This window comes from Streptomyces sp. LARHCF249 (genome assembly GCF_052871255.1).
On the sequence record NZ_JBIXJQ010000004.1, the window covers coordinates 553,156 to 574,804 of the forward strand.

22 protein-coding genes and 1 pseudogene are annotated in these 21,649 nt (G+C 69.7%); 12 read left to right on the forward strand and 11 right to left on the reverse strand.

Going from position 1 to position 21,649, the window contains the following annotated elements:
* Positions 1-128: 128 nt before the first annotated feature.
* Entirely contained in the window at positions 129-3,401 is a 3,273-nt protein-coding gene (locus ACIPUC_RS14260; protein WP_446589524.1) for a DEAD/DEAH box helicase, read from the reverse strand.
* A 680-nt stretch (positions 3,402-4,081) separates the two neighbouring features.
* Positions 4,082-4,498 (reverse strand): hypothetical protein, encoded by a 417-nt coding sequence (locus ACIPUC_RS14265; RefSeq protein ID WP_446589526.1) that lies wholly within the window; start codon positions 4,496-4,498, stop codon positions 4,082-4,084.
* A gap of 259 nt (positions 4,499-4,757) precedes the next feature.
* Here ACIPUC_RS14265 and ACIPUC_RS14270 point away from each other — a divergent pair, with 259 nt between their 5' ends.
* Together ACIPUC_RS14270 and ACIPUC_RS14275 are read left to right on the forward strand one after the other, a co-directional pair.
* Positions 4,758-5,309 (forward strand): recombinase family protein, encoded by a 552-nt coding sequence (locus ACIPUC_RS14270; protein ID WP_446589527.1) that lies wholly within the window; start codon positions 4,758-4,760, stop codon positions 5,307-5,309.
* 132 nt (positions 5,310-5,441) lie between these two features.
* Positions 5,442-5,564 carry a hypothetical protein gene (locus ACIPUC_RS14275; RefSeq protein ID WP_446589529.1) on the forward strand — a complete coding sequence of 41 codons (123 nt, stop codon included), beginning with the start codon at positions 5,442-5,444 and terminating at the stop codon, positions 5,562-5,564.
* Positions 5,565-5,751: 187 nt separating this feature from the next.
* Here ACIPUC_RS14275 and ACIPUC_RS14280 read toward each other — a convergent pair whose 3' ends face one another.
* A complete protein-coding gene (locus tag ACIPUC_RS14280) occupies positions 5,752-6,003 on the reverse strand; it encodes a hypothetical protein (protein WP_446589530.1) in 252 nt (83 codons plus the stop codon).
* A gap of 140 nt (positions 6,004-6,143) precedes the next feature.
* Positions 6,144-6,635: a DUF6326 family protein gene (locus tag ACIPUC_RS14285; protein ID WP_446589532.1), complete on the reverse strand. Its 492-nt coding sequence runs from the start codon at positions 6,633-6,635 to the stop codon at positions 6,144-6,146.
* 159 nt (positions 6,636-6,794) lie between these two features.
* Here ACIPUC_RS14285 and ACIPUC_RS14290 point away from each other — a divergent pair, with 159 nt between their 5' ends.
* The 3 genes from ACIPUC_RS14290 to ACIPUC_RS14300 are packed head-to-tail and all read left to right on the forward strand — an operon-like array spanning position 6,795 to position 8,732.
* Positions 6,795-7,937 (forward strand): sensor histidine kinase, encoded by a 1,143-nt coding sequence (locus ACIPUC_RS14290; RefSeq protein WP_446589533.1) that lies wholly within the window; start codon positions 6,795-6,797, stop codon positions 7,935-7,937.
* Positions 7,934-8,590 (forward strand): response regulator, encoded by a 657-nt coding sequence (locus ACIPUC_RS14295; RefSeq protein WP_446589534.1) that lies wholly within the window; start codon positions 7,934-7,936, stop codon positions 8,588-8,590. The genes ACIPUC_RS14290 and ACIPUC_RS14295 overlap by 4 nt, the downstream gene beginning before the upstream one ends.
* A gap of 16 nt (positions 8,591-8,606) precedes the next feature.
* Positions 8,607-8,732, forward strand: a complete 126-nt coding sequence (locus tag ACIPUC_RS14300) for a hypothetical protein (RefSeq protein ID WP_446589535.1) — start codon at positions 8,607-8,609, stop codon at positions 8,730-8,732.
* 177 nt (positions 8,733-8,909) lie between these two features.
* Here ACIPUC_RS14300 and ACIPUC_RS14305 read toward each other — a convergent pair whose 3' ends face one another.
* The 3 genes and pseudogenes from ACIPUC_RS14305 to ACIPUC_RS14315 all read right to left on the reverse strand — a co-directional run.
* Positions 8,910-9,287: a DUF4265 domain-containing protein gene (locus ACIPUC_RS14305; RefSeq protein ID WP_446589536.1), complete on the reverse strand. Its 378-nt coding sequence runs from the start codon at positions 9,285-9,287 to the stop codon at positions 8,910-8,912.
* A complete protein-coding gene (locus ACIPUC_RS14310) occupies positions 9,269-9,400 on the reverse strand; it encodes a hypothetical protein (RefSeq protein WP_446589733.1) in 132 nt (43 codons plus the stop codon). Before ACIPUC_RS14310 ends, ACIPUC_RS14305 begins: the two co-directional genes overlap by 19 nt.
* A gap of 53 nt (positions 9,401-9,453) precedes the next feature.
* A pseudogene (locus ACIPUC_RS14315) lies at positions 9,454-9,666 on the reverse strand (DUF6461 domain-containing protein); the annotation flags it as partial.
* 363 nt (positions 9,667-10,029) lie between these two features.
* Here ACIPUC_RS14315 and ACIPUC_RS14320 point away from each other — a divergent pair.
* From ACIPUC_RS14320 to ACIPUC_RS14330, 3 genes are all read left to right on the forward strand, one after another.
* Positions 10,030-12,195: a DUF3289 family protein gene (locus ACIPUC_RS14320; protein ID WP_446589538.1), complete on the forward strand. Its 2,166-nt coding sequence runs from the start codon at positions 10,030-10,032 to the stop codon at positions 12,193-12,195.
* 10 nt (positions 12,196-12,205) lie between these two features.
* On the forward strand, positions 12,206-12,781 hold the full coding sequence (locus tag ACIPUC_RS14325; protein WP_446589540.1) for a hypothetical protein: 576 nt from the start codon (positions 12,206-12,208) through the stop codon (positions 12,779-12,781).
* 87 nt (positions 12,782-12,868) lie between these two features.
* Positions 12,869-13,177, forward strand: coding sequence for a barstar family protein (locus ACIPUC_RS14330; protein WP_446589723.1), 309 nt, complete (start codon positions 12,869-12,871; stop codon positions 13,175-13,177).
* Between the two features lie 13 nt (positions 13,178-13,190).
* Here ACIPUC_RS14330 and ACIPUC_RS14335 read toward each other — a convergent pair whose 3' ends face one another.
* The 3 genes from ACIPUC_RS14335 to ACIPUC_RS14345 all read right to left on the reverse strand — a co-directional run bounded on the left by ACIPUC_RS14335 (position 13,191) and on the right by ACIPUC_RS14345 (position 15,843).
* A complete protein-coding gene (locus ACIPUC_RS14335) occupies positions 13,191-13,331 on the reverse strand; it encodes a hypothetical protein (protein ID WP_446589542.1) in 141 nt (46 codons plus the stop codon).
* A 330-nt stretch (positions 13,332-13,661) separates the two neighbouring features.
* Positions 13,662-14,780 carry a fatty acid desaturase family protein gene (locus ACIPUC_RS14340; protein ID WP_446589543.1) on the reverse strand — a complete coding sequence of 373 codons (1,119 nt, stop codon included), beginning with the start codon at positions 14,778-14,780 and terminating at the stop codon, positions 13,662-13,664.
* Between the two features lie 7 nt (positions 14,781-14,787).
* Positions 14,788-15,843, reverse strand: a complete 1,056-nt coding sequence (locus ACIPUC_RS14345; RefSeq protein ID WP_446589545.1) for a ferredoxin reductase — start codon at positions 15,841-15,843, stop codon at positions 14,788-14,790.
* A gap of 87 nt (positions 15,844-15,930) precedes the next feature.
* Here ACIPUC_RS14345 and ACIPUC_RS14350 point away from each other — a divergent pair, with 87 nt between their 5' ends.
* From ACIPUC_RS14350 to ACIPUC_RS14365, 4 genes are all read left to right on the forward strand, one after another.
* On the forward strand, positions 15,931-17,070 hold the full coding sequence (locus ACIPUC_RS14350) for a PucR family transcriptional regulator (RefSeq protein ID WP_446589547.1): 1,140 nt from the start codon (positions 15,931-15,933) through the stop codon (positions 17,068-17,070).
* 190 nt (positions 17,071-17,260) lie between these two features.
* Positions 17,261-17,416, forward strand: a complete 156-nt coding sequence (locus tag ACIPUC_RS14355; RefSeq protein WP_446589548.1) for a hypothetical protein — start codon at positions 17,261-17,263, stop codon at positions 17,414-17,416.
* 576 nt (positions 17,417-17,992) lie between these two features.
* Complete coding sequence (locus tag ACIPUC_RS14360) at positions 17,993-19,966, forward strand: collagenase (protein ID WP_446589550.1); 1,974 nt, start codon at positions 17,993-17,995, stop codon at positions 19,964-19,966.
* Positions 19,967-20,259: 293 nt separating this feature from the next.
* On the forward strand, positions 20,260-20,781 hold the full coding sequence (locus ACIPUC_RS14365; RefSeq protein WP_446589551.1) for a hypothetical protein: 522 nt from the start codon (positions 20,260-20,262) through the stop codon (positions 20,779-20,781).
* A gap of 364 nt (positions 20,782-21,145) precedes the next feature.
* On the opposite strand, the gene ACIPUC_RS14370 is transcribed toward ACIPUC_RS14365, so the two are convergent.
* On the reverse strand, positions 21,146-21,451 hold the full coding sequence (locus ACIPUC_RS14370; RefSeq protein WP_328622911.1) for a hypothetical protein: 306 nt from the start codon (positions 21,449-21,451) through the stop codon (positions 21,146-21,148).
* Between the last annotated feature and the right edge of the window lie 198 nt (positions 21,452-21,649).

Consider the following 21,649-nt stretch of genomic DNA (forward strand, 5'->3'; position numbering starts at 1 on the left):
AGGCGTGCGGGGAGGGCGCCGCGGGCGTGCCGTCAGGCCGGGGCGGCCGTCGCGGCGACTGGCTGCTGCTTGTCCCCGGCCTTGGAGTTGACCCCGAGGATCCAGAGGGAGGTCGGCCGGCCCCGCGCCTAATCGCGTCCGCGCGCGGTTTGCGGCTGCCAGGTGTGGGCCGGGAGGGACTCCGCCACGGTGGTGAAGAAGCGCTGGTCGCGCCATGCGTCGAGGTTGCCGATGACGAAGAGGCGGCGTTTGGCGCGGCTGACCGCGACGTTGAGGAGGTTCGGGCGGGAGGCGGCCCAGGCGCGGGCGCCCGGGCGGCCCGGGTCGGTGCCCAGGATCAGGATGACGACGTCCGCCTCCTTGCCCTGGGTGGTGTGCACCGTGCCGACCCGCTCGGCCGGCATCAGGTCCCGGCAGGCCCGCTTCGCGCCCGCCACGACCTGCCGGAACGGGCTGATCACGAACACGTCCCGCGCCAGGTCCACGTCGCCCTCGTCCCGCAGCCGCTCCAGCACGCGCCGCAGGGCCCGCCCCTCCTCCGGGATCCAGTGCCCGTCCGCCTCCGCGCCGACCACGTTCACCCAGCTGCTCGTCGGCCGGTAGACGTACGGGTCACGCTCGGCCGTCCCCTGGACCATCAGGCCGTCGTACGCGATGGCGTTGCTGAGGGAGAACATCGGGTCGTCGCACCGCCGGTGCACGCGCAGCGGCGAGCCGACCCACACCTCGTGGCTGCCGTCCGGCAGTTCCGCCGGCAGCAGCGTGCCGTAGTGGTTGGCGCGGTCGGCGAGCTGCTGCACCGATGTGCGCCCCGGTGCCCACTCCTCCGCGGCACCGAAGTCCTCGCGCAGGGCCCGCTGCGCCGTCCACGGCAGAACCACGACCGGCTCGAGCTGCAGCGGGTCGCCGACGACGACCGTGCGCCGGGCCCGCCACATGCCGCCCACCGCCATCTGCGGCGTCGCCTGCCCGGCCTCGTCGACGAACAGCCAGCCCAGCGCCTCCGTCCCGAGCCGCCCGAAGACCCGGTCGAGCGAGGCGAACGTCGTCGAGACGACCGGGACCAGGAGGAACAGGCTCTGCCACGCCGCCCGCAGATGCCCCTCGGGCACCGTCTTCGGCACCGCGCCGGTGACCGCGTCCATGGCGGCCATCAGGTTGGCGTACATGGTGCGGGCCGTGCACCGCAGGAACGCCTGGTGGAGGTGGAGGGCGGCGAGGAAGAGCTCGGTACGGGCCGCGGTGATCTCCGCGTCGGACCAGGGGGCGGCGAGCTCGCGCGCCGAGTCGTCGGTGAGCCACGACTCCTGCGGGACGTGCTTCTCCCAGCGCTTACGTGCTTCTGTCACGGTCTCCTCGGCGCGCGCGGCCCGTGCGCGCGCCGCTTGCTGAGTTTGCTCGCGGGCGCGCAGGCGCGCTGCCGCCGCGCCCACGGCTCCTCGTACGCCGTCCCGTTGCGCCTGCGCTGCATCACGCGCCCGGCGGGCGCCGGCGACCAGGTCCGCGGCGCCGGCCTCCTCCGCGTGCCAGGTGCGCGCGGCGCGGCCCAGCGTGAACAGGCTGACGGTGAAGCCCGGGCGGCGGGCCAGGTGCGCCTGATGCGCGTGTTCGGCCTGCGCCAGGGCCTGCTCGGTACGGGCCAGTGCCGCCTCGGCGGGCGGGAGCGTCTCCCGTACGCGCGCCAGCTGCGCCGTGTCCCGCTGCGCGGCGAGCTGCGCCTCGCGCAGGGCCTCGTACGTCGCCGGGAGGGCGTCGTACGCCTCGGCGGCGTCGGCCCGTTCGGCGCGCAGCCGCTCCACCTCGGCCAGCGCCGCCTCGAACCGCTGTTTGCCCTCGCGCCACACGCCCGTCTGCGGGGTGTCGCGCCACTCGCGCAGGAGCTGGGAGAGTCCGCTGCCGCTGTCGATCCAGGCGTTGCGGGCCCGGCGGCCGCGGCCGCCGGCCTGCGGCGGGACGGGTGGCGGGGGAGGGGCGCCGGCGTCGGTCTGGCGGTACTTGCCGTGCCAGAAGCGGTTGACGAACTCCAGGCGGTTCTTCTTGCTGCCCAGGCGCGCCGCGACCGCGCCCCACGCGGGCTCGCCCTTGAGGAGCCGGGTCGCCTGCTCGGCGAAGTAGTCGGCGTCCTCCCGCCACTGCTCGCCGAGCGCCTCGCGGGCGGGGATCTCGGTGGAGATGTTCTCCACGGCCCCGTTGTTGGCGGAGGCGACGACCATCTCGAAGCCGGTGAACTCGGGCCGGAGCGGAGTGACCGTACGGGTGTAGTCGCCGCTCTTCCAGACGTACGGGGACTGCTCGGCGAAGGCCTGGGAGGGGAGGCGCAACACGGCGAGGCGGCGGGCCCGCTCGACGACGGCCGCGGCGAAGCAGTCGCGCAGCATGGTCGTCTTGCCGGTGCCGGGCGGGCCGTTGACGGCGAAGATCCTGGCGGCAGGGGCGAGCTCGGTGTGGATGGCGTTGACGGCGAACTGCTGGCTCAGCGCGAGCGCGTGCGCGGCGTCGGCCGGCCACCGGCCCAGCGGGGTACGGGTGGGGGCGACGCCGGCGAGCGCGACGGCGGGGTGCCGGCGCAGGTCGACGCGGCGGGTCTTGTCGAAGGCGGCGTCGGGGGTGAGGTAGGCGGCGAGTCCCGGGCCGGGATCGCGGGCGGCGAGCTCGCGGGCGACGAGGTCGAGGTCGGCGGCGATGAAGCTGTTGAGGAAGTCCTGCTGGTCGGAGGCGTCGGTGGCACGGTCCAGCCGTACGGGGACGCTGCGGACGCGGACCCCCACGGGGTCCAGCGCGACGGAGACACCCCAGGCGTCGGCCAGCTCGGCGGTGAACTCCAGGAGGTGCGCGGCGGTGACCACCCCTGGCCCGACCGGGGACTCGTCCTCGTCCGCTTCGTCTTCCTCTCTGCGCTGCCCCGGAGTGGGATCGCCGAGCTCGGCGGCTCGCGTACCCCAGGCGTCGGCCTCCTCCTCGAATCCGTCCAGCCAGCCGCGGCTGCCGGGGCCGGGGGCCACGGCCCGGCCGGTGGCCCAGGCGCAGGAGGAGAAGACCGGGGAGTCGAGCAGCAGCCGGCCCTCGTCGGTGACGGTCAACGCGAACAGCGCGCTCTCGCCGTCCATCCGGCCGTCGTGGTCCTCCCCGCTCTCCCCGAAGACGCGGAGCAGGGTGTCGCGTACGGCGGCGAGCGCGTAGGCCCCGCCGTAGACGACGTGCTGCCACCCGTAGCCCGGCTCGAGCGGGACGGCCCGCAGCGGATGCCCGGCCTCCCAGGGCAGGGGCCGATCGGGCTCGGCCGCGTACACCCGCTCCCGGACGGACAGGGCCGGGACCTTCTGCGGGCTGAACAACTCGACCGCCCGCCAGTACCCCACGATCCCGCTCCGCCGCCGACGCTCGTCCCCCAGCCGCGTCACGCCCGCTCCCGTCATCGATGATCACTACTGCGCACCTTACGGGGCTCATGACGGCGGGTCAGGCGGTTGGGCGGGCTGGACCGATGGTGTGCGGCTGACAGGGTGCGGGGCGTCGGGCTGCGGGTTCCCGCTTGGTGCCGACTTGCCCGAAGCGCCGGCTATGCCTCTTCTGCCGGATTAGGCGAAATCGCTCGAGGTGAGCCGATCGCCTGCGTAGAGCCGCAGGTCAGTAAGCCTGCTCCCCGCGCACGCGGGATGCCGGCACTTTGCCGTTCCTCTCCCTACGGACCCACTGCCCACGGAGGTCTCCACCCAGCCGATGTATGCAGCCCGTCGCAGCGGTCTTGCGGTTGTTGCACCCCCCGGTTTGCGGCCCGGCTCTGCGACGGGCCGTTTTCTAGCCTGGCGGCATGACGAGAACACCCCCGAGCGAAGCCGATCGGCAGCTCGTTCAAGCCTGCCGTGAGCAGGGTTTCCCGCTGAAGGCGTCGCGTCTTGCCACATGGCGGAGGCACGGCTTGGTTCCTGAGCCGAGGCCCTGCTACCTCGGCGGGCGCCGCGGGTCCCGCCGGGTCTACCCGCCGGGGACCGAGCAGCAGGTCTTGTGCCTGGCCGCCTGTGACGGGCTCCATCCGCGCATGTCCCCATCCGATCTTCTCCTCCTGGCCTTCTTCGCCGAACTACCGCTGCCCTTCCTCCCCGTCGAGCCCCTGAAGGTTGCGCTGGCAGAGGCGTACTTCGGCACCCGCGCCGTATGGCGGGACGAACAGCAGGCGGTGTTCGACGCCGTTGCCGCGGACTGGCGGGACGAACTTCCGGCCGATTTCAATTGGGCCCAGACCGAGGCCGCGCTGGAGATCAGGCAGGACCCGGAGCACGTACGGCAGATGCGCGCGAACCTCAAACGGCTCCCCGCCCTGGCAGGGGCCACGCGTGAGGAGCTCGACGCCCGGGTGGACGGGGTGCTCACGGCCCTGAACCGTGACAGCCTTCCCGAGGAAGACGCGCCGGTCATGGCAGATCTCAAGGCGGCGATGGCCTTCGAGGGACCCCCCGCGCAATCGCGTGCCGCTTGGATGCATGCGGCGCTCTGCCACGCCGAACAGCTCTCAGCCCGGCAGGAGACGAACGGCGAGGAGCGGTTCCAGGCGCTCATGGCACTCGAGAGCTTCGAGCTGTTGCACTTCCGCGAACTCGTACGAGAGGACCTCAGCGCCATGTACACGGTCGCGTCCGAGGGTCGGCTGCGGCGTTACGAGATCCGCTCTCCGCGTGAGGCGCGCATGGCGGGAGCCATGCTCGTGGAGTGGAACAGCGTTCGGTGGTCGGTCGAGCCGGGATCCCGCCCCGTACAGCGTGCCCGGGACGCCCTGTACAGCCTCTGGTCCATCTGCTCGCACACGGGAGGAGCCGGCGAAGGCCGAGCGGCATTCGCCGCCCGCACCGGAACGGTTACCCCTGCATGCCACAGGGAAGATCGTCCTCGAGCTGATCAGCAGCGCGCAGGACCTCGCCGAGCGCGGCCACCGCCTGGAGATCCGCACCGGGCACCTCGCGGGCACCTGCGAACCGCAGGGCGCTGGCAAGGTGCTCTTGGTCGTCTTCGCCGCGATGGCGGAGGTCGAGCGGGAGTTCATCAACGAACGGACCCTGGTCGGCCTGGGCAGCGCCGCGGCGAACGGCAAGCACGGCGGCCGCCCGCCGGCCGTTGACGGCGACATGCTCTCCGTCGCCCTGCGGCGCCGCGACGCGAAGGAGTCCGTCATCGCCGCGCACCTCGGCAGCGGCCGCTCCACCCTCTACCGCACCCTCGCCGCGTACGACGAAGCCACCGCCACCACGAGCCCTCTGCGCAGCACTGACATCTACCCTGCGCCCGACATGTATCCGCTTTCGTCGTGCGGCTGAGGCCGGTCTCGTGTGCCCGCGTGTGCTCGTGCAGGTGGCGAGCAGCGCGTTCGCCCACGGTCGAGTGAATGCGGGAGTACGTGGTCTTGGAGGGGTTGGTTGGGGTGCATGGTGTGCTCGAACGAGGCGGCGTTGAGTGGCAACCATCCCGAGAGGCGTGATGACGCGATGACGGCCCCCGATGTCGATGCCCGCGACGGCGAAGACGACGACGACTTCGAGCCCCCTGCGGAGGACACGGAGATGAGCGGCTGAGAGCACTGGCAGATGCGAGGACGTACGCGGCAACCCCTGTTTCCACCTAGAGGGCGCAGTGACGGCGGCCGGGGTCGAGCCGCGGGGAAGGGCTGGCGCATGAGCGGGAGCAAGCTGGTGCCGGAGAGATGTTCTCGGCGGTGAGGCCTGGTGCTCGTCGTGCTCCCGGTGGCGGCGGAGGGTCGAGTCAGCCGCTGTTCTTGATGCTGGAACCGGTGTCGGTGTCCTTGGGCTTCACGATCTGGGACACGGCCATCAGGGCCGCGCCGATCACGAGCTGCGCCCAGGCCCGCTGGGTCAGCCCGGACGCCCCGATGATCAGCCCGATCCCGAGCAGCACCACCCCCGTCCCGACCCCGTGGCGGGTGCCAGTGACGCGGACGACGACGTTGCCGCGCTTGGGGTCGGTGTCGACGATGCGGTGGGCCTGTGTGCGCATCCGATGACCCGACCTGCCCGTAGGGGCCTTGGAAGGCCCCTACGCGACGTCCCATTGGTAGTTGGTGTCCCGCCGCCAGGAGGCCCACACCGCGGCACCGAGGCAGATGGCTCCGAACAGGACGGGGACTGTTCTTGGGTTCACGCTTGCTGCTGGGCGCGAACGGTTTCACGGTCCGGGGTGGTCGCCATGGTCGCCGACGGTGCGGTGCGGGGCCAGGTCCAGGCGTACCGCAGGATGAGGGCGAGAACGATCACTTCCAGTGCGACGCCAAGGCCGTAGAAGTACGTCCAGGACTCGCCCACCGCGTTGAATGCCGCGAAGGGGATCTGTACCGAGGCGACGATGAGGTTCGTGATGCGGTTCGCTCGGGCGGGCAGCGTCATCGACAGCACGACCATGAGGATCGGGATCGCCATGAGCGCGAGGAAGGCGGTCAACAACGTCTGGCTGATGTCGAACTCCCAGACGACGCCGACCAGGATGTCATCGATGACGCCGGGCTTGAAGAAGGCGAGGATGTCCACGTAGACGTACAGGAACATGAAGCTTGTCCACGCTGCGGCGAGCTTGGCTCTCACCGGGATCCGCTGGTCTTCCAGTGTGGTGATGGGTTGACGTGTCCTCATCATGGGCTCCGTTGTTGTGGTGAGGATCGGTAGGTCCACGATCGATGAGCCCGGCGGCGGGCACATCGGCGTCGAGGCCGGACCCGCCTCGGCCGTTGGGAGGAGCGGCGTCTCGTTCTTTCGGTCGGTCCCCGACGCCTCGGCGGTCCGTAGGCTAGGTGTGTGACTACCAACGCCCTGCGCTCGCTGTGGGCCGAGCCCCGCGCCACGGACGCTCCCGAACGGGTGTCGCGCGACTGGGTGCTGGTCGGGGTGTTGATGGTGACGGCGCTGCTCGAGGGAGTCCTCCGGGACGACGTCGCCTGGCGGCCGTTAGCGACGATCGTGGCGGTCGGCCTTGCGCCGGTGCTGCTGTGGCGGCGTACCCACCCGCTGGTCTGCGTCGTGGTGGGCTTCGGCACCGGCATGGCGTTGGGACTGGCGAGCCTGCTGGGCGGGATCCCGGGCGTGGGCCTGAACACGATGATCTACATCCTGGTGCTCGTCTACGCGCTGGTCCGCTGGGGCTCAGGGCGCGAGATCGTGATCGGGCTGGCGGTGGTGGCGGTCGCTGCGGTATTCAGCATTGCGACCGACTACACCGGGCCGGCCGAGCTCTTCGGCGGGCTCGCCGTCCTGGTGGCGGCGGCGGCGGGCGGAGCGGCGTTCCGCTACCGCGCCGAGAGTTGGCGCCGGGCGTTGGACCAGATCCGCAGCCAGGAGCGGGTCGGCCTCGCGCGCGAGCTGCACGACATGGTCGCCCACCACGTCTCGGCGATCGCTGTGCAGGCGCAGGCGGGCCGGGCGATGGCCGGGCAGCGACCTGAAGCGGCGCTCGAGACGCTGGCGGTCATCGAAGGGGAAGCGTCGCGGACGCTCGCGGAGATGCGGGCGATGGTCCGGGTGCTGCGCGACGGAGCGCCGGCGGAGTACGCCCCCCAGCCCGGCGTTGCCGACCTGGTGTCCCTCGCCCGCCGCGACCCGGTCCCGGTCGTCGACGTGGAGTTGCCAGATGACCTGGACGAACTTCCGCTCCAGGTCGACGCGGCGGTCTACCGGCTGGCGCAAGAGGCGCTGACCAACGCCCTGCGGCACGCCCGCAACGCCTCGCGTGTGGAGATCCGGGTCGTAGAAGGCGCGGGAAGGCTGCGACTACGCGTGACCGACGACGGACAGATCGACCCGGCACGGTCGGTGAACCACGGCTTCGGGCTGCTGGGGATGACCGAGCGCGTGCAGCTGCTCGGCGGCACGCTGCGTGCCGGGCCTGCGCCCGAGGGCGGGTGGACGGTCGACGCCGAACTGCCGACGAAGGTACGCCGATGACGGTGCGCGTTCTGGTGGCCGACGACCAAGATCTGGTGCGCACCGGCCTCTCTATGATCCTTGACGCGCAGCCCGACATCGAGGTCGTCGGCCAGGCCGCCGACGGCCACGCCGCCGTCGAGCTGGCGCATCGGCTCCGCCCCGACGTGTGCCTGGTCGACATCCAGATGCCCGGGCTCGACGGCATCGAGGTGACCGAGCTCCTCGCAGGGCGGGGCGTCCCGGACCCGATCGCGGTAGTGGTGATCACGACATTCGACCTCGACGAGTACGTCCAGGGCGCGCTCCGGGCCGGCGCCCGAGGCTTTCTGCTCAAGGACGCCGGGCCGGAACTGCTCGTCCAAGCCGTCCATGCCGCCGCCGTCGGCGATGCCCTGATCGCGCCGAACATCACCCGGCGGCTGCTAGCCACCCTCACCGCCAGGGAACCGTCGAGCCGACGGACCCAACCGATCGAGCCGCTCACCGAACGCGAGGAGGAGGTGCTGACGCTGGTCGCCCGTGGCCGCACGAACGCCGAGATCGCCGCCGAGCTATTCATCGGCTTGACGACCGCCAAGACCCACGTCGCAAGCCTGCTGACCAAAATCGGCGCCCGAAACAGGGTCGAGATCGCGATGTGGGCGTACGACACCGGCCGGGTGGGGGACTGAACCGAACCTGACGTGCATGCCCGTTTGGGTGAACGGCGCGTCGCCCCGAAACGCCACCTATCTCGACAACGCCCGCACGCTCGACGCCCACGCCATGAGCCACCTCGACGCCTACGACCTCATCCGCCAACTCGCCAAATAGAGCCGCGCGGCAGTTCGAGCGCCGACCTCCTGCTGCGCCCCACCCGTCACCACGCCAGGGCACACCCGCCGACCCCTGGCCCGCTCACATCTGCCGCTGATCCGATACGTCACGCCGGCCTCGCTGCGTACCCGTCCGACAACGAGTGGACCGAGGTCCGTGCTGGCCTCGCGGACCTCAGCCTGAGCCGGTGGCGTTCCAGGCGGCAGTGACACAACCTTCCTCCCAGTGCCACCATCCCTGGCCCTCGCCGTGTTCCAGGAGCTTTCGGATCCGCGGCAGATCCGCGTCCGGCGGGACATCCAGTGCGACCATGCGGTACCGCTCGATCCCCTCGCCGGTCGTGCCGAGGCGGTGGAAGACCTCCAGCGCGCTTTGCCGGGCGGCGGCTGAGCCTTCGTCCTTCAGCACGATCAGCCGGATCGTGCAGTTCTGAGACGGCTGGACCGTCTCACCGGCCCAGAAAACACCGTCGCCATCGAGCTCCACCTTGATGATGTCCCCGCTGGCGACCACGTGGTCGTCACTGATGTTCGTCACCCCGCCACCGTCCACGCCGCATCCACGGGTCCGGACGTGGGAGTGCGGACGGTTTCCGGAGCTTCCTCCTCGAGATGGAAGACGATCCGCTCCATGACGTCCAGGAGTTCGTCGGGAGCGCTGCCCACCGGTCCTCCGGAAACATGGGGTCGAAGCAAAGCCCCAGGACCCGGTCCTCCGCCCAGAGGAACGTGCCGACGCCGTTGATGTTGGCGAAATGAGAGACCCAGCTCCCCCCCCCCGGGGAGGCCGGCAGGACTCGATCTTCGGTGACCCCGAGGTAGCCGTTGCGCTCAATGAGCAGCGTCCAGGCACCCACAGTCGTCAAGGTGACCAGCTGACGGGCGCCATCCTCCAGGTCGTACTGGGTAGTTCCGGCTTGGGCTGGCCCCACCTGGTCTCCTGCGGTGAGACGGTCGCGGAGTGCGGTCGGGAGGGGCGTGGGGCCGTGGATCTGTCGAAGGACGAGTCGTTCTTACGGATCCGTCGTGATTCGTGGCAGGCGGGGTTGTCGGAGCGGGCGCCGGCGCGGAAGTACCGGGTGCATCGCCGGCGGGTGCGGGAGGCTCTGTCGTCGCCGGCAAGCGGAACAGGACTTACCAATCTCCCAAACGTTTCAATTTCGCCTCCACCACACCTTGGGAACCATCCCCCACGTCTGCTAGCTTCCCCGTTTGATTCCGAACTGCCGTGACACAACGGCAGCTTCGCGACAACAGGCATGTCTTCAGGCATGGCTTCAGACATGGGAGGCCCCATGAACAGAAGCGCCGCCGTGCCCCTCGGCGCGGCCTTACTCCTTCTCCTCGGCACGGCCGAGCCCGTCGCCGCGGCAACCCCCGGCGACGGTGCGGCCACCGACGGGGCGACGCTCTACCGCGACAACACGGTCGACGTCTCCTACCGCCAGGTCGCCCCCGGCGACGCGGCGTGGAGCCAGGTCCCGGCCGCCCTCCGCGGCAGAGCGACGGAGGGCTCGTACGTCGCCCGGCTCCAGCTCGAGAACGTCTCAGATCACCCCGTCTCCACATGGTCGCTGACCTTCGAGCTCTCTGACCGCATCACGGACACCTCCGCCGCGAAGCTCGCCGCCCCCCAGGACGCGCGCACGACGCTCCAGGGCGTCGGCCCCACGAACACCCTCCAGCCGGGCAGGACCGAGACCGTCTGGTACCGCGCCGAGCCCGGCGCCAAGGCCGATACCCCGACCTGGGCGTCCTTCGCCAAGCACGGCATCTCGCCGACGGAGGACACCGACGGCGACCGCCTCCCCGACGACCTGGAGGTGCGCGCCAAGCTCGACCCCAAGTCCGAGGACACCGACGGCGACGGCCTCTCCGACTTCGCCGAGCTCGGCTACCGCTTCAGCTCCCCGCTCAAGGCCGACACCGACGGCGACGGCACCAGGGACGGCGCCGAGGACCCCGACAAGGACGGCCTCACGGCCGCCCGCGAGCTCGAGCTCCGCACCACGCCCACCCGCGCCGACACCGACCAGGACGGCCTCGCGGACGCCCGCGAGCTGGAGCTCCGCACGGAGCCCACCAAGGCCGATACCGACGGCGACGGCGTCCAGGACGGCGAGGAGACGAGGCTCAACGCCTCCCCCCGCGCTAAGAACTCCTCCTTCGACGTGACCCGCCGCGCGGACGGCGGCGGCACCGTCGCCGAGGCCACGCTCAAGGGCCTGCGCGCCGAGCAGGTCGGCGGCTTCCAGGTCACCAGGCTCCCTGCCGAGCAGCGGGAGTTCCCGGAGTCCACTCCGGGCTACCTCGGCAACGGCTTCCAGGTCTCCGCGCCCGCGGACGGCGCCGCAAGGCTCACCTTCCGCCTCGACCCCGACCGTACGGAGGGCACCGCACCGGCCCTCTACCGCTACGACGAGAAGGCCCGCCACCTCGTCAAGCAGTCGGGCCAGCAGCGCAGCGGCAGCACGATCACGGCCACCGCCACGGCCGACGGCTCCGCCAAGTACGTCGTCCTCGACAGCCACGCCTTCGACGAGGCAGGCCCCGAGGCCCCTGGCAAGCGAATCCTCTCCGACGGCCCCGGCGACGGCGGAGACCCGGGTGACCCGCCCCCGACCGACATGCTGATCCACCAGTCGTCCTTCCGCGAGGGCCGCCGCAAGGCCCCCGACCCCCAGCACCCGCCCGTCCCGGCCGGCCCGCGCGTCGCCGACGACCTCACCTTCAACGACTACAACTTCGACGAACTCACCGACCTCGGCTGGGAGTTCTGGGCCGCCCGCATCACGCCCGAGGCCTTGATGTGGGCCGAGTTCAACGACATCATGAACTTCGGCAAGCTCGGCGCCGACGCCGATTACGCCCAGTCCGTCGACGACCTCCGCAACGCCTTCCGCTACGGCCGCGGGGGCCAGAGCGCGGGCACGGTCACCGTCGACGACAACTTCGACCCCGGCCGCTACCTCTACCGCGGCTCCGGCACGGCCCTCTCCCGCGCCGTCGGCGCCTCACCGCAGGAGAAGACGTACACCGACAAGGCCGGCCAGATCATCAAGCAGTCCCTCATCGACAACAAGGGCCGCACCGATCAGCTCAAGGTCCAGGAGGACCTCTCCGAGAACTTCCTCTTCCAGGAGTTCCTCCGCCAGGACGTGAAGTACCCGGTCTACGACTTCTCGCTCTGGGACGCCAACCAGCGCGCCCTCTCCATCGCGATCCACCAGTTCCACGGCCACACGATCGCGCTGAAGGACTACAAGGTCGAGGGCAACTCCTTCTCCGGCAAGCTCGTCTTCCACTCCTACGACCACTTCGGTCTCGACCCGGACGACGAGATCACGGAGTACGGCTTCATCGACTGGTTTACGCTTCAGCACTATGACCGGTTCGACGGGAAGTACCCCCCGCCGATCGCGCAGGCGGACATCGAGATCCCCATCAGCGGCACGTTCTGACTTCGCCGACATGATGCCCCACAGGCGCTCGCCGGGCCGGGTCCTGGTCGTCACGCTGCTCGTCGTGACGGCCGGGTACCTGGCCTGGCGGGTCGCCGTCCTCGCGGGCCTGGCGGCCCACTTCGGCAGCGGCTTCGACGAGCAGCGCTTCAACCGGCTGCAGCAGGAGTACGACCGCCGCGAGGACGCCTTCGCCCGGGCCGACGCCCGGATGCGGGAGCTGATCGCGGAACACCCCCGCGCCGAACGCATCGACTGGAGCCGGTACCGGACCTGCGTCCGCGAGCCCGGCCGCCCCTCCGACACGTGCACGACGACGCCCCCGCGCGATCAGAAGGTGTACGACGCCCTCTGGGGCGTCAGCGTGATCCTCTACCAGTCCAAGGACGAGGGCCGCACGTTCTACCGCTTCTACCACGAGGACCCCCCGCGCTACACGATCATGCGCGCCCCCGAGGACACCGCGGAGGAGGCCGAGGAGTACGCGGACGCCCACGGCTTCCGCTCCACCCGCCCCCTCGGGCCCGGCTGGACGATCCTCGGCCCGATCGACGACATCGGCCGCGAGGAGAAGCAGTTCCCGTAGGAGGGCTCGCGGAACGCTCCGCCGGGAAGCAGCCGGGAAGCAGCCGGGAAGCAGCCGGGAAGCAGCAGGGAAGCAGCAGGCGAGAGCATCGGCTGCGGCGGATACTTCGGCCGGAACCTCGATGCCTTCGCTGACTGCCTCCGCGGCGGCTTCGGGACACCGGACGACGGCGACTTCGTGATCGAGTGGCGTGATCACGAAGCCTCCCGCCAGAACCTCGGATACCACGAGACTGCTCGTCAGCTAGAGATGTGGCTCGCCCGCTGTCATCCGACGAACAAGGACCGCATGGGCGCCAGGCTTGCAGAAGCCCGCGCTGGACGTGGTCCGACCGCCTTCGACTGGCTGGTCGAGATCATTGAAGAGGAACTTCCGGGGGGCCTGCGTCTTCGTTAGGCAGGCGAACAGGTCACCGGTCCGGCAGACGGACCTCATCGACGTGGTCGGCGAGATAGATCAGTGTGGCCTGTGCGTCCATGCCCAAGGCGGCGGCGACGAGCTTGGGGTCCATGGTGTTGACCAGGTCGAGCAGTCGAGTACCGCGAATCATGCGGGGTGGGAAGCCGCAGGGTGGCGGCGACGCCTACGACGATGCCCCCGCCGCCCCGCTACAACTACGACCGTGACGTTCCCTCTCGGAGTACGCCGGTCGCGGCCATCACTCACCCGGCGTCCGCGACCGGCCCCGCCCCGAACCCCGGCACGTCCTGCACCGTGACGTCCAGCCGCAGCCGCTCGAACCGCATCGGATGCCGGAAGACGCCGCCCCAGATCCCGTGTCGTACGGTCTGACGTCGCGGTCGCCCACCGTTCGCAACGGATCTCACCGAACCCGGCGGAGCCGCCGGTACGGCCGAGAGATCTGAACCGATACCGGGAATCAGGCGGCGACGAGCTCCTGCTCGCGGTCCGGTGTTTTGACCTTGGGCTTCTTGTTCGGCAGTGAGAGCCGGAAGACCTTGCGCCACGCGGAGAACACCTGCTTGGGGAGCGGCCCGGTGACGTACTCCAGCTCGTACTTCTCGAACAGCGCGCGTACCTTCACCGCGACCTCGGCGTACCGGTTGCTCGGCAGGTCCGGGAACAGGTGGTGCTCGATCTGGTGCGACAGGTTGCCGGTCATGAAGTGCATGGCCTTGCTGCCGCTGATGTTCGCCGAGCCCATCATCTGGCGCAGGTACCACTGGCCGCGCGTTTCGTCCTTGATCGACCGGCGCTCGAAGACCTGTACGCCCTCGGGGAAGTGCCCGCACATGATCACAGAGTGGGTCCAGATGTTGCGGACCAGGTTCGCGGTGAACGTGGCGGCGAGCGTGGGGAGGAACGACGGGCCCGACAGCAGCGGGTGGATCACGTAGTCCTTGAGCACCTGCTTGCGGATCTTGCGGCCCACGGCCTTGGCCCGCGCGCGGAACTCCGGGTTCTTGCGGCGGCGCTTGTGCAGGTTCTTGCCGAGCTCCAGGTCGTACGCCGCGATGCCGTACTCGAAGAAGCAGGCGTTGAGGAAGTTCCACAGCGGCTGGCCGAGGTGGAAGGGGTGCCACTTCTGGTCCTCGTCGACGCGCATGATGCCGTAGCCGAGGTCGTTGTCCTTGCCGATCACGTTGGTGTACGTGTGGTGCAGCTCGTTGTGCGAGTGCTTCCACTGCTCGGACGGGGAGACGTGATCCCACTCCCAGGTGGTGGAGTGGATCTTCGGGTCCCGCATCCAGTCCCACTGGCCGTGCAGGATGTTGTGGCCGATCTCCATGTTGTCCATGATCTTCGCCACGGACAGCCCGGCGGTGCCGAGCAGCCAGGCGGGCGGGAAGATCGAGAACAGCAGCACGCCCCTGCTGACCAGCTCGAGCTTGCGCTGCGCCGAGATGACCTTACGGATGTAGGCGGCGTCCTTCTCGCCGCGGTCGGCGATCACCTCGTCGCGGATCGCGTCCAGCTCGCGGCCCAGCTCCTCGATCTGCTCCGCGCTCAGGTGGGCGGTGGGGTCGATGGCGGTCAAGGTGCTCCTACCGTTCGATGTCGCAGGGGCCCGCCGCGGCGGACACGCAGGTCTGGATGAGGACGCCCGGCTCGGCCTCGGTGATCTCGCCGGTGCGCAGGTCGCGGACGGCGCCCGCCTTGAGCGGCGTGACGCAGCCGAAGCAGATGCCCATGCGGCACCCGGAGGGCATGAGCACGCCGGCCTCCTCGCCGATGTCCAGCAACGGCGTGGCGCCGTCCGCGTCGACGGTCTTGCCGGTGGCGCTGAACGTGACCTCGCCGCCGTCGCCGGCGACGACGATGCCGGGTCGGAAGCGTTCGGTGTGCAGGCGCTCTTGAACGCCGTGCCCGGTCCAGTGCTCTTCGGCAGCGTCGAGCAGGCCCGCGGGTCCGCAGGCCCAGGTCTCGCGCTCGGCCCAGTCGGGCACGAGTTCGGCGAGGCGGGCGATGTCGAGCATTCCGTCCGTGTCGGTGTGCAGCTCGGTGAGACGCAGCTTCTTGTCCGCGACCAGGTCGTGCAGCTCGTTGCGGAAGATCACGTCTTGCGGCTGTGGCGCGGAGTGGACCATGACGACGTCGTCGATCTCGAAGTCGCGCAGCATGCCCATCACGGGCGTGATGCCGCTGCCGGCCGTCAGGTAGAGCACTTTGGCGGGCTTGGCCTGCGGCATCACGAAGTCACCGGTCGGCTGGTCGAGCTGGATCAGCGTGCCCGGTTTCGCCTTGCGGACCAGGTGGTTGCTGACCTTGCCATCCGGGATCGCCTTCACGGTGATCGTGACGCGGCCGTCCTGGCGGTTTGTCGGCGAGGTGATGGAGTAGGCACGCCACAGGCGCACCCCGTCGACGTCGACCCCGATCCGCACGTACTGACCGGCCGTGTGGCCGCGCCAGCCCCGTCCCGGCCTGATCACGATGGTCGCGGCGTCACCCGTCTCGGGGTGCACGGCCTCGATGCGCCCGCGCAGGTCAGCGCCCGCACGCAGCGGGCTGACCAGGTCGAGGTAGTCCGACGGCAGCAGCGGCGTCGTGACCATCTCCAGCAGTTTCCACGCCCTACTGCGGAGGGCTGCACTCGTCATGGCTCCAGCTTGATGCGCCTCAAGGGGTAAAGTCTTGACCGCAGGACGTAAATCTGATCGGCTGAATTGTTCGCAGGGAACAAAATCGTGAGCCATGCAATCCGGAGGGCCAGCGAACTGGCCCTGGATGAGACGACGGTCACCGCACTTCGGGCCGCGCTGAAGACCACCGCCGACGAGGTCGTCCAGGCGATCATCGACGAGGTCCCTCCCTACGCCAACGCCCTTTCGGGCCGCATGGGCGCCACCATCCGCCGAGCCGTCCGTACCGCCCTGGGGCACTACCTGGACCTCGCGAGCGGGAACGCCACAGGCGGCGACGCCGGTGACGCAGCCTACGAGCTAGGCCGCGGCGAGGTGCGCGACGGCCGTTCGATGGACGCCCTACTCAGCGCCTACCGCGTCGGCGCCCGCGTGGCCTGGCGATGCCTGGCAGCGGGTGCCGTACCCGTAGGTCTGCCCGCCGCCGACGTCGCCAAGTTCGCCGAGCTGACCTTCGCCTACATCGACGAGCTCTCTGCCGCGAGCGCCGCGGGCCACGCCGACGAACTGGCCGCCCGGGGCAGGGCCCACGAGCGCCACCTGGAACACCTTGCCCGCGACCTCCTCGCCGGCGCGAGCTCGGAGGTGCTGCTGGCCTCTGTTCAACGGGCTGGGTGGCAGCCTCCGGTTTCGTTGACCGCGGTCCTTCTGCCCGCCGCCCAGGCCCGGCCTGCCTACCGCACGCTCGACCCGAGCACCCTCGTCCTCGACGATCTGCCGGACGCCACCGGTGTGCTGCTCGTCCCCGATGCCGACCGATCGCATCTCTTGCGGCAGCTGACCGACCGCACCGCCGTGGTCGGCCCGGCCCGGCCATGGACTCGTGCGTCCGCCTCGTACGCACGAGCCGTACGCGCGCGCTCCCTCTCCTCCGATATTCGCGACACCGAGGACCACCTGCCCGAGCTGGTGCTGAGCGCCGACGTGGACGCGTTCGCAGACCTGCGTGCCCGAGCCCTCGCACCGTTGCGGACGTTGCCTGTCGCGACGGCACGGCGGCTGGAGGAGACGCTGCGAGCGTGGCTGCTGCACCAGGGCAGGCGGGACGAGGTGGCGGCGGCGTTGTTCGTCCATCCCCAGACGGTCCGGTACCGGATGTCGCAGCTGAGGGAGCTGTTTCCGGATCTCGCATCGCCACACCGGGTCCTTGAACTGACGCTGGCGGTCGGTCTTCGGGCCAGCTGACGCGTACGTCGACCGTCCACGACCGCGTCCGCGAGCAGTCCAGGAAGCGTGCCTCGTTCTCGGTGCCCATCAGCTAGCTCATGCGGCCCGGGGGACAGCTGTATTGGCCAGCTCAACGGGGGTCGGTTGCCACTGGCGTGCGGTCGTCGCGGGCGTCGGCGTAGGTGAGCAGGTTCCACAGGCTGGTGCGGTGTTCCAGGAACGCCTCCAGCTCTTCCCGGCTGTCGTACGCGTCGCCGAGGAGTTCGGCGCACTTGTCCTGTCCCCGGTGAGCCGGCTGCGTGGCCTGCCGTCGGCACCGGCAGAACCCGTCACCGCGGCAACGGACGGGCAGTCAGCCGGCTGAAACGGAGACCGTCGAAGCGCCCCACCGCAAACGGTGGGGCGCTTCGCCAACGTGCCCGATGAGGCACGCCACTTCGCGTTCCAGGGCCGGTGGGCCCGGAGTCGTGGTGGTCCTGGGCCTCACGGGTGGCACTGCCGTCCCGGAGATGGCTGAAGCCGACGAGGGTCGGGGCGAAGAGGATGGCGGCCCACGAGGAGATCTTCTGCTGTGCCCGGGCGGCGCGAGTAGGCGCGAACATTGGCGTCCCCGGCGGAGGTCACCAGCCGGTGAAGCCCTCGTCACTGCACGGCCCGTCCAGCCGGTCCCGTACCCATGTCGCCGTCGTGCCAACAGGATTGCCTGCCGGCGTCACCCGCGCGCTCAAGTTCCCCGAGGAGACCCCTGCCTGACGTCCCATCACTTTTCCCTGATGCTTGCAACCCTCTTTCACTGCCATGTGAACTGTGAAATTGTACGGTCACACTTTCCGCGGCCATGCCAGCTCCGGGAGTGCTCAACTTCCGTTGCCATCACGGTCCGCACCCCCACCGCCGTGCCCCACGCACGGCTGCCGACCCCGGCCTGGAGGCCATCGCCATGCGCAAACCCCCCACCCTCAGGAAACTCACCCACCTGCTGATACCCACCGTGGCCGTCGCCGGCCTGGGGCTCACCGTGCTCGCCCCCAATGGCGCGGCGACGCCGGCCGACGCCGGGGCACCCAAGTCCGCACCGAGGTCGGCCCCCGCCCCACAGCCCGCCTCTGCCACCGTGCTTGCCACCGATCTCGCCCCCGGACACGCCGCCGACCCCGCGCGATCTGCCGCGAAGGCCTCGAACCCCGCGCAACGCCCTCCGCTCCCCGCGGCCCAGAACGCCTCAGAGCGCAAGCAGGACCGCTCTGCGGCAAAGGCGGCGGCAGACTGCAAGGTCAGCGACTTCACCTCGAAGACCGGCGCTGCCCTGGCCGAGCAGATCAAGAAGTCGGAAACCACCTGCATCAACACGCTGTTCAGCGTGACCGGTGAGGACTCCAAGGCCCTCTTCCGCGAGGAACAGATGGTCACGGTGGCGAACGCACTCAAGGACGTCGCGACCAACTACCCGGGGGACAACAGCACTTTCGCAACCCAGGTGGTGCTGTACCTGCGCGCCGGCTACTACATCCAGTACAACCAGCCGGAGAACGTCGGTGAATACGGCCCGACGCTGAAGAGTGCCGTTGAGGGCGCCCTGGACGCCTTCTTCGGATCGTCCCACGCCTTCGACGTCACCGAGGCCAACGGAGAAACCCTGGGCGAGACGGTCACCCTGATCGACAGCTCCGGAGAGAACGCCCGCTACGTCGGTGTGGTCAAGCGTCTGCAGAAGGACTACAACTCGTCGTACGACCAGTTCTACGGGATGCTCGCGGCGGTCAACAACACCTACACCGTGCTCTTCCGCGGCCACCAGCTGCCGGAGTTCGTGGAAGCCGTGAAGGCGGACCCGAGTGTCCTCACCGGGCTGCGTGACTTCGCCGTCACCCACGACGATCTGCTCGGCACCGACAAGTCCTACCTGGCCAGCAATGCCGGACGCGAACTCGGCCGCTTCCTGCGGCACGCCGACCTCAAGAACACCGTCAAGCCGTTGGTCAAGGAGCTGCTCGGCCGCAGCAAGATCACTGGACGCACCGCCCCGCTCTGGGTCGGCCTTGCCGAGATGACGGACGAGTACGACAAGGAGAACTGCGCCGAGTTCGACACCTGCGACCTGCAAAACCGCGTGCGCCGCGCCGTGCTGACGGTCAAGCACGCATGCGGTCCGAGCGCGAAGATCCTCGCACAGGAGCTGACCGCGTCCGAACTGTCGGCCACGTGCGACAACGTCCTCAAGCAGGACCCGGTCTTCCACAACATCGTCAAGGACAACGGTCCGGTCAAGGACGACAACAACACCAGCATCGAGATCGTCGCCTTCAACTCCAGTACCGACTACAAGACCTACGCCGGTGTCGTCTTCGGCATCGACACCAACAACGGCGGCATGTACCTGGAGGGCGACCCGGCCGCTGAGGGCAACCAGCCGCGCTTCATCGCCTACGAGCAGCCGGCCCAGGACGGCGCCTTCCAGATCTGGAACCTCAACCACGAGTACACCCACTACCTCGACGGCCGCTACGACATGTACGGCGACTTCGCAGCCGGGCAGACCACCCCGACCGTGATGTGGATCGAGGGTTTCGCCGAGTACGTCTCGTACTCGTACCGCGGCATCACCTACGACAGGGCGATCGAGGAGGCGGGCAAGAACACCTACAAGCTCAGCCAGCTCTTCGGTACCACCTACGACAACGCCGACACCACCCGTATCTACCAGTGGGGCTACCTGGGCGTCCGTTACATGCTCCAGTCGCACCCCGAGGACGTGGCCACCCTGCTCGGCCACTACCGCGCAGGCGAGTACGACGCGGCCCACAGCCTGCTCCGCGACACCATCGGCACCAAGTACGACGCCGACTTCGCCGACTGGCTGGGCAAGTGCGCCGGCGGCGACTGCGGCCAACTGCCGGCTCGGAGCGGCCGGTGACCGGGACCTCGGTCACCGGCAATAACTGAGCCAGGAGAGCCTGGGGCCGGTCTCCACCGGCCCTGATATGGCGTCAAAAGAAGAGGCTGCCTTCCGGACCGGGCCGTATGCCGGTCCGGAAGGCGGCTTCATTTTGCCCGGCAGCCCGCAGGGACTCGTGCAGGGGTGGCCGTGTATTTGACAGCGACGGTGCGGTGAGCAGACCTGTACGGCATTCCGGCGGACCTGTTCGGCGGGGAGAACTTCCCTGGGCTCGTGAAGGCGGTGATCCCTGGTTTTGGGAGAGTGATCCGATGACGTCATCAGCTGAACTCGCCAGGATCGCCAACCGCCCCGACACACTCCCGGAGGGGTTGTTGTCGGTGTTCTTCATCGAGGTGGAGGCGTGGAACGAGGCGGAGGGTTTTGGACGGCGGATGCGGCAGTTGGTCGGGGCCGGTGTCAAGGCGGGCTTGGAGGCCGACTTCGAGGCCGAGACGATCTCCGAGGTCGACGTGCCCGCTTGGGCTGCCGATGCTTGGGCTGAGGCGGGTCGGAGGTATGCGGCGCATCGGGGCGATGAGGAGTGGACGGTTCAGGACGTCCTGTACTCATTCGATCCGGGTCAGCGGACTTGGTCCTGGTGGGATGTGACGCTGGTAGCCGGAAACATCGTGTGCATGTGGATCGATTCGAAGGAAGAGGCGGTCTACGGCTGCGAGGAGCTGCGGTGGATGGCCTACGCGGCTGGTGCGCGGTCAGTGGTTGGGCCGCTGTTGAGGGAGGTTGGGGAGTGGGAGCGGTCGGCGAGTCTTGGCATCGGGGCCTTGCCTTGATCCCACCGGAGGGTTGCCCGCCCGGGAAGGGGTCAGGGGCGGAGGTATTCCGTCACGTACGTCCGTGCCGCTGCCTCGCTGGTGCCGAGTGCGGTCGCCACCTCCTGCATCGGTACCCGGCCGCCGCCGTCACCGGCACCCTGTCCCGCCCGGGCTGCTCGTCCTGGGCCGCCACGACCAGGACGGCCGGCTGCGCGCGGTGGCTGATCCACTTCGCGATCAGCGCGGGGTCGCGGGGGTACAGCACAGAGCGAGTCAGCGTCCCGGGCAAGCCGGGCAAGCCGGGCGACCCGCAGCCCTGGCCCCGGAGAAGCTCCGGGGCCAGGGCTGCGGACGGCAAAATCCGGCGCGGTGCCGGGTGGGGCTACTTCTTCCAGTCGACCGAGTAGGCCATGAGCGCGTACTGGCCGCACTCGCCGCCGAACGCCCACTGCCCGCGGCCGACCCACTTGCCGTAGATGACCTTGCCGTTGCCGCACTCCGTCGTGGCGCGCGCTTGGCCAGAAGTGACGGTGCAGGAGGCGGTCCACTTGTGGCTGGACGTCTGCCAGTTCTTGCAGTGGTATCCGGGGCCTGCGGCGCTTGCCATTCCCGGAAGTGCGACGACCATCCCGCCGGCGAGCGCCGCCGTGGCCACGGCGGCGCCGATGCGGCGTACTGCGTGCTTCATTTCTCTCCCGATGCTGCCCGCTGAAGACGCCCGGTGCGGGACACAGCGAGCCAAACTTCCCGTACCGGCGGATAAGGCTACGAGGAGTCATGATCATTTAACAAGTTCAGGAGCGGTCCAACTGCGTCCCGACGCGGCCCGCACGTCGCCGAGCACTTGACCCCCGCGGGCTCGGCCACCCGTGGACCGGCGCGAAGT

Bases quoted from the DNA above. Each gene is read 5' to 3' on its own strand.
- ACIPUC_RS14280 (WP_446589530.1), bottom strand. From the start codon at position 6,003: ATGCGCACACAGGCCCACCGCATCGTCGACACCGACCCCAAGCGCGGC.
- ACIPUC_RS14285 (WP_446589532.1), bottom strand. From the start codon at position 6,635: ATGATGAGGACACGTCAACCCATCACCACACTGGAAGACCAGCGGATC.
- ACIPUC_RS14295 (WP_446589534.1), top strand. From the start codon at position 7,934: ATGACGGTGCGCGTTCTGGTGGCCGACGACCAAGATCTGGTGCGCACC.
- ACIPUC_RS14300 (WP_446589535.1), top strand. From the start codon at position 8,607: ATGCCCGTTTGGGTGAACGGCGCGTCGCCCCGAAACGCCACCTATCTC.
- ACIPUC_RS14320 (WP_446589538.1), top strand. From the start codon at position 10,030: ATGAACAGAAGCGCCGCCGTGCCCCTCGGCGCGGCCTTACTCCTTCTC.
- ACIPUC_RS14325 (WP_446589540.1), top strand. From the start codon at position 12,206: ATGATGCCCCACAGGCGCTCGCCGGGCCGGGTCCTGGTCGTCACGCTG.
- ACIPUC_RS14335 (WP_446589542.1), bottom strand. From the start codon at position 13,331: ATGATTCGCGGTACTCGACTGCTCGACCTGGTCAACACCATGGACCCC.
- ACIPUC_RS14345 (WP_446589545.1), bottom strand. From the start codon at position 15,843: ATGACGAGTGCAGCCCTCCGCAGTAGGGCGTGGAAACTGCTGGAGATG.
- ACIPUC_RS14360 (WP_446589550.1), top strand. From the start codon at position 17,993: ATGCGCAAACCCCCCACCCTCAGGAAACTCACCCACCTGCTGATACCC.
- ACIPUC_RS14365 (WP_446589551.1), top strand. From the start codon at position 20,260: ATGACGTCATCAGCTGAACTCGCCAGGATCGCCAACCGCCCCGACACA.
- ACIPUC_RS14370 (WP_328622911.1), bottom strand. From the start codon at position 21,451: ATGAAGCACGCAGTACGCCGCATCGGCGCCGCCGTGGCCACGGCGGCG.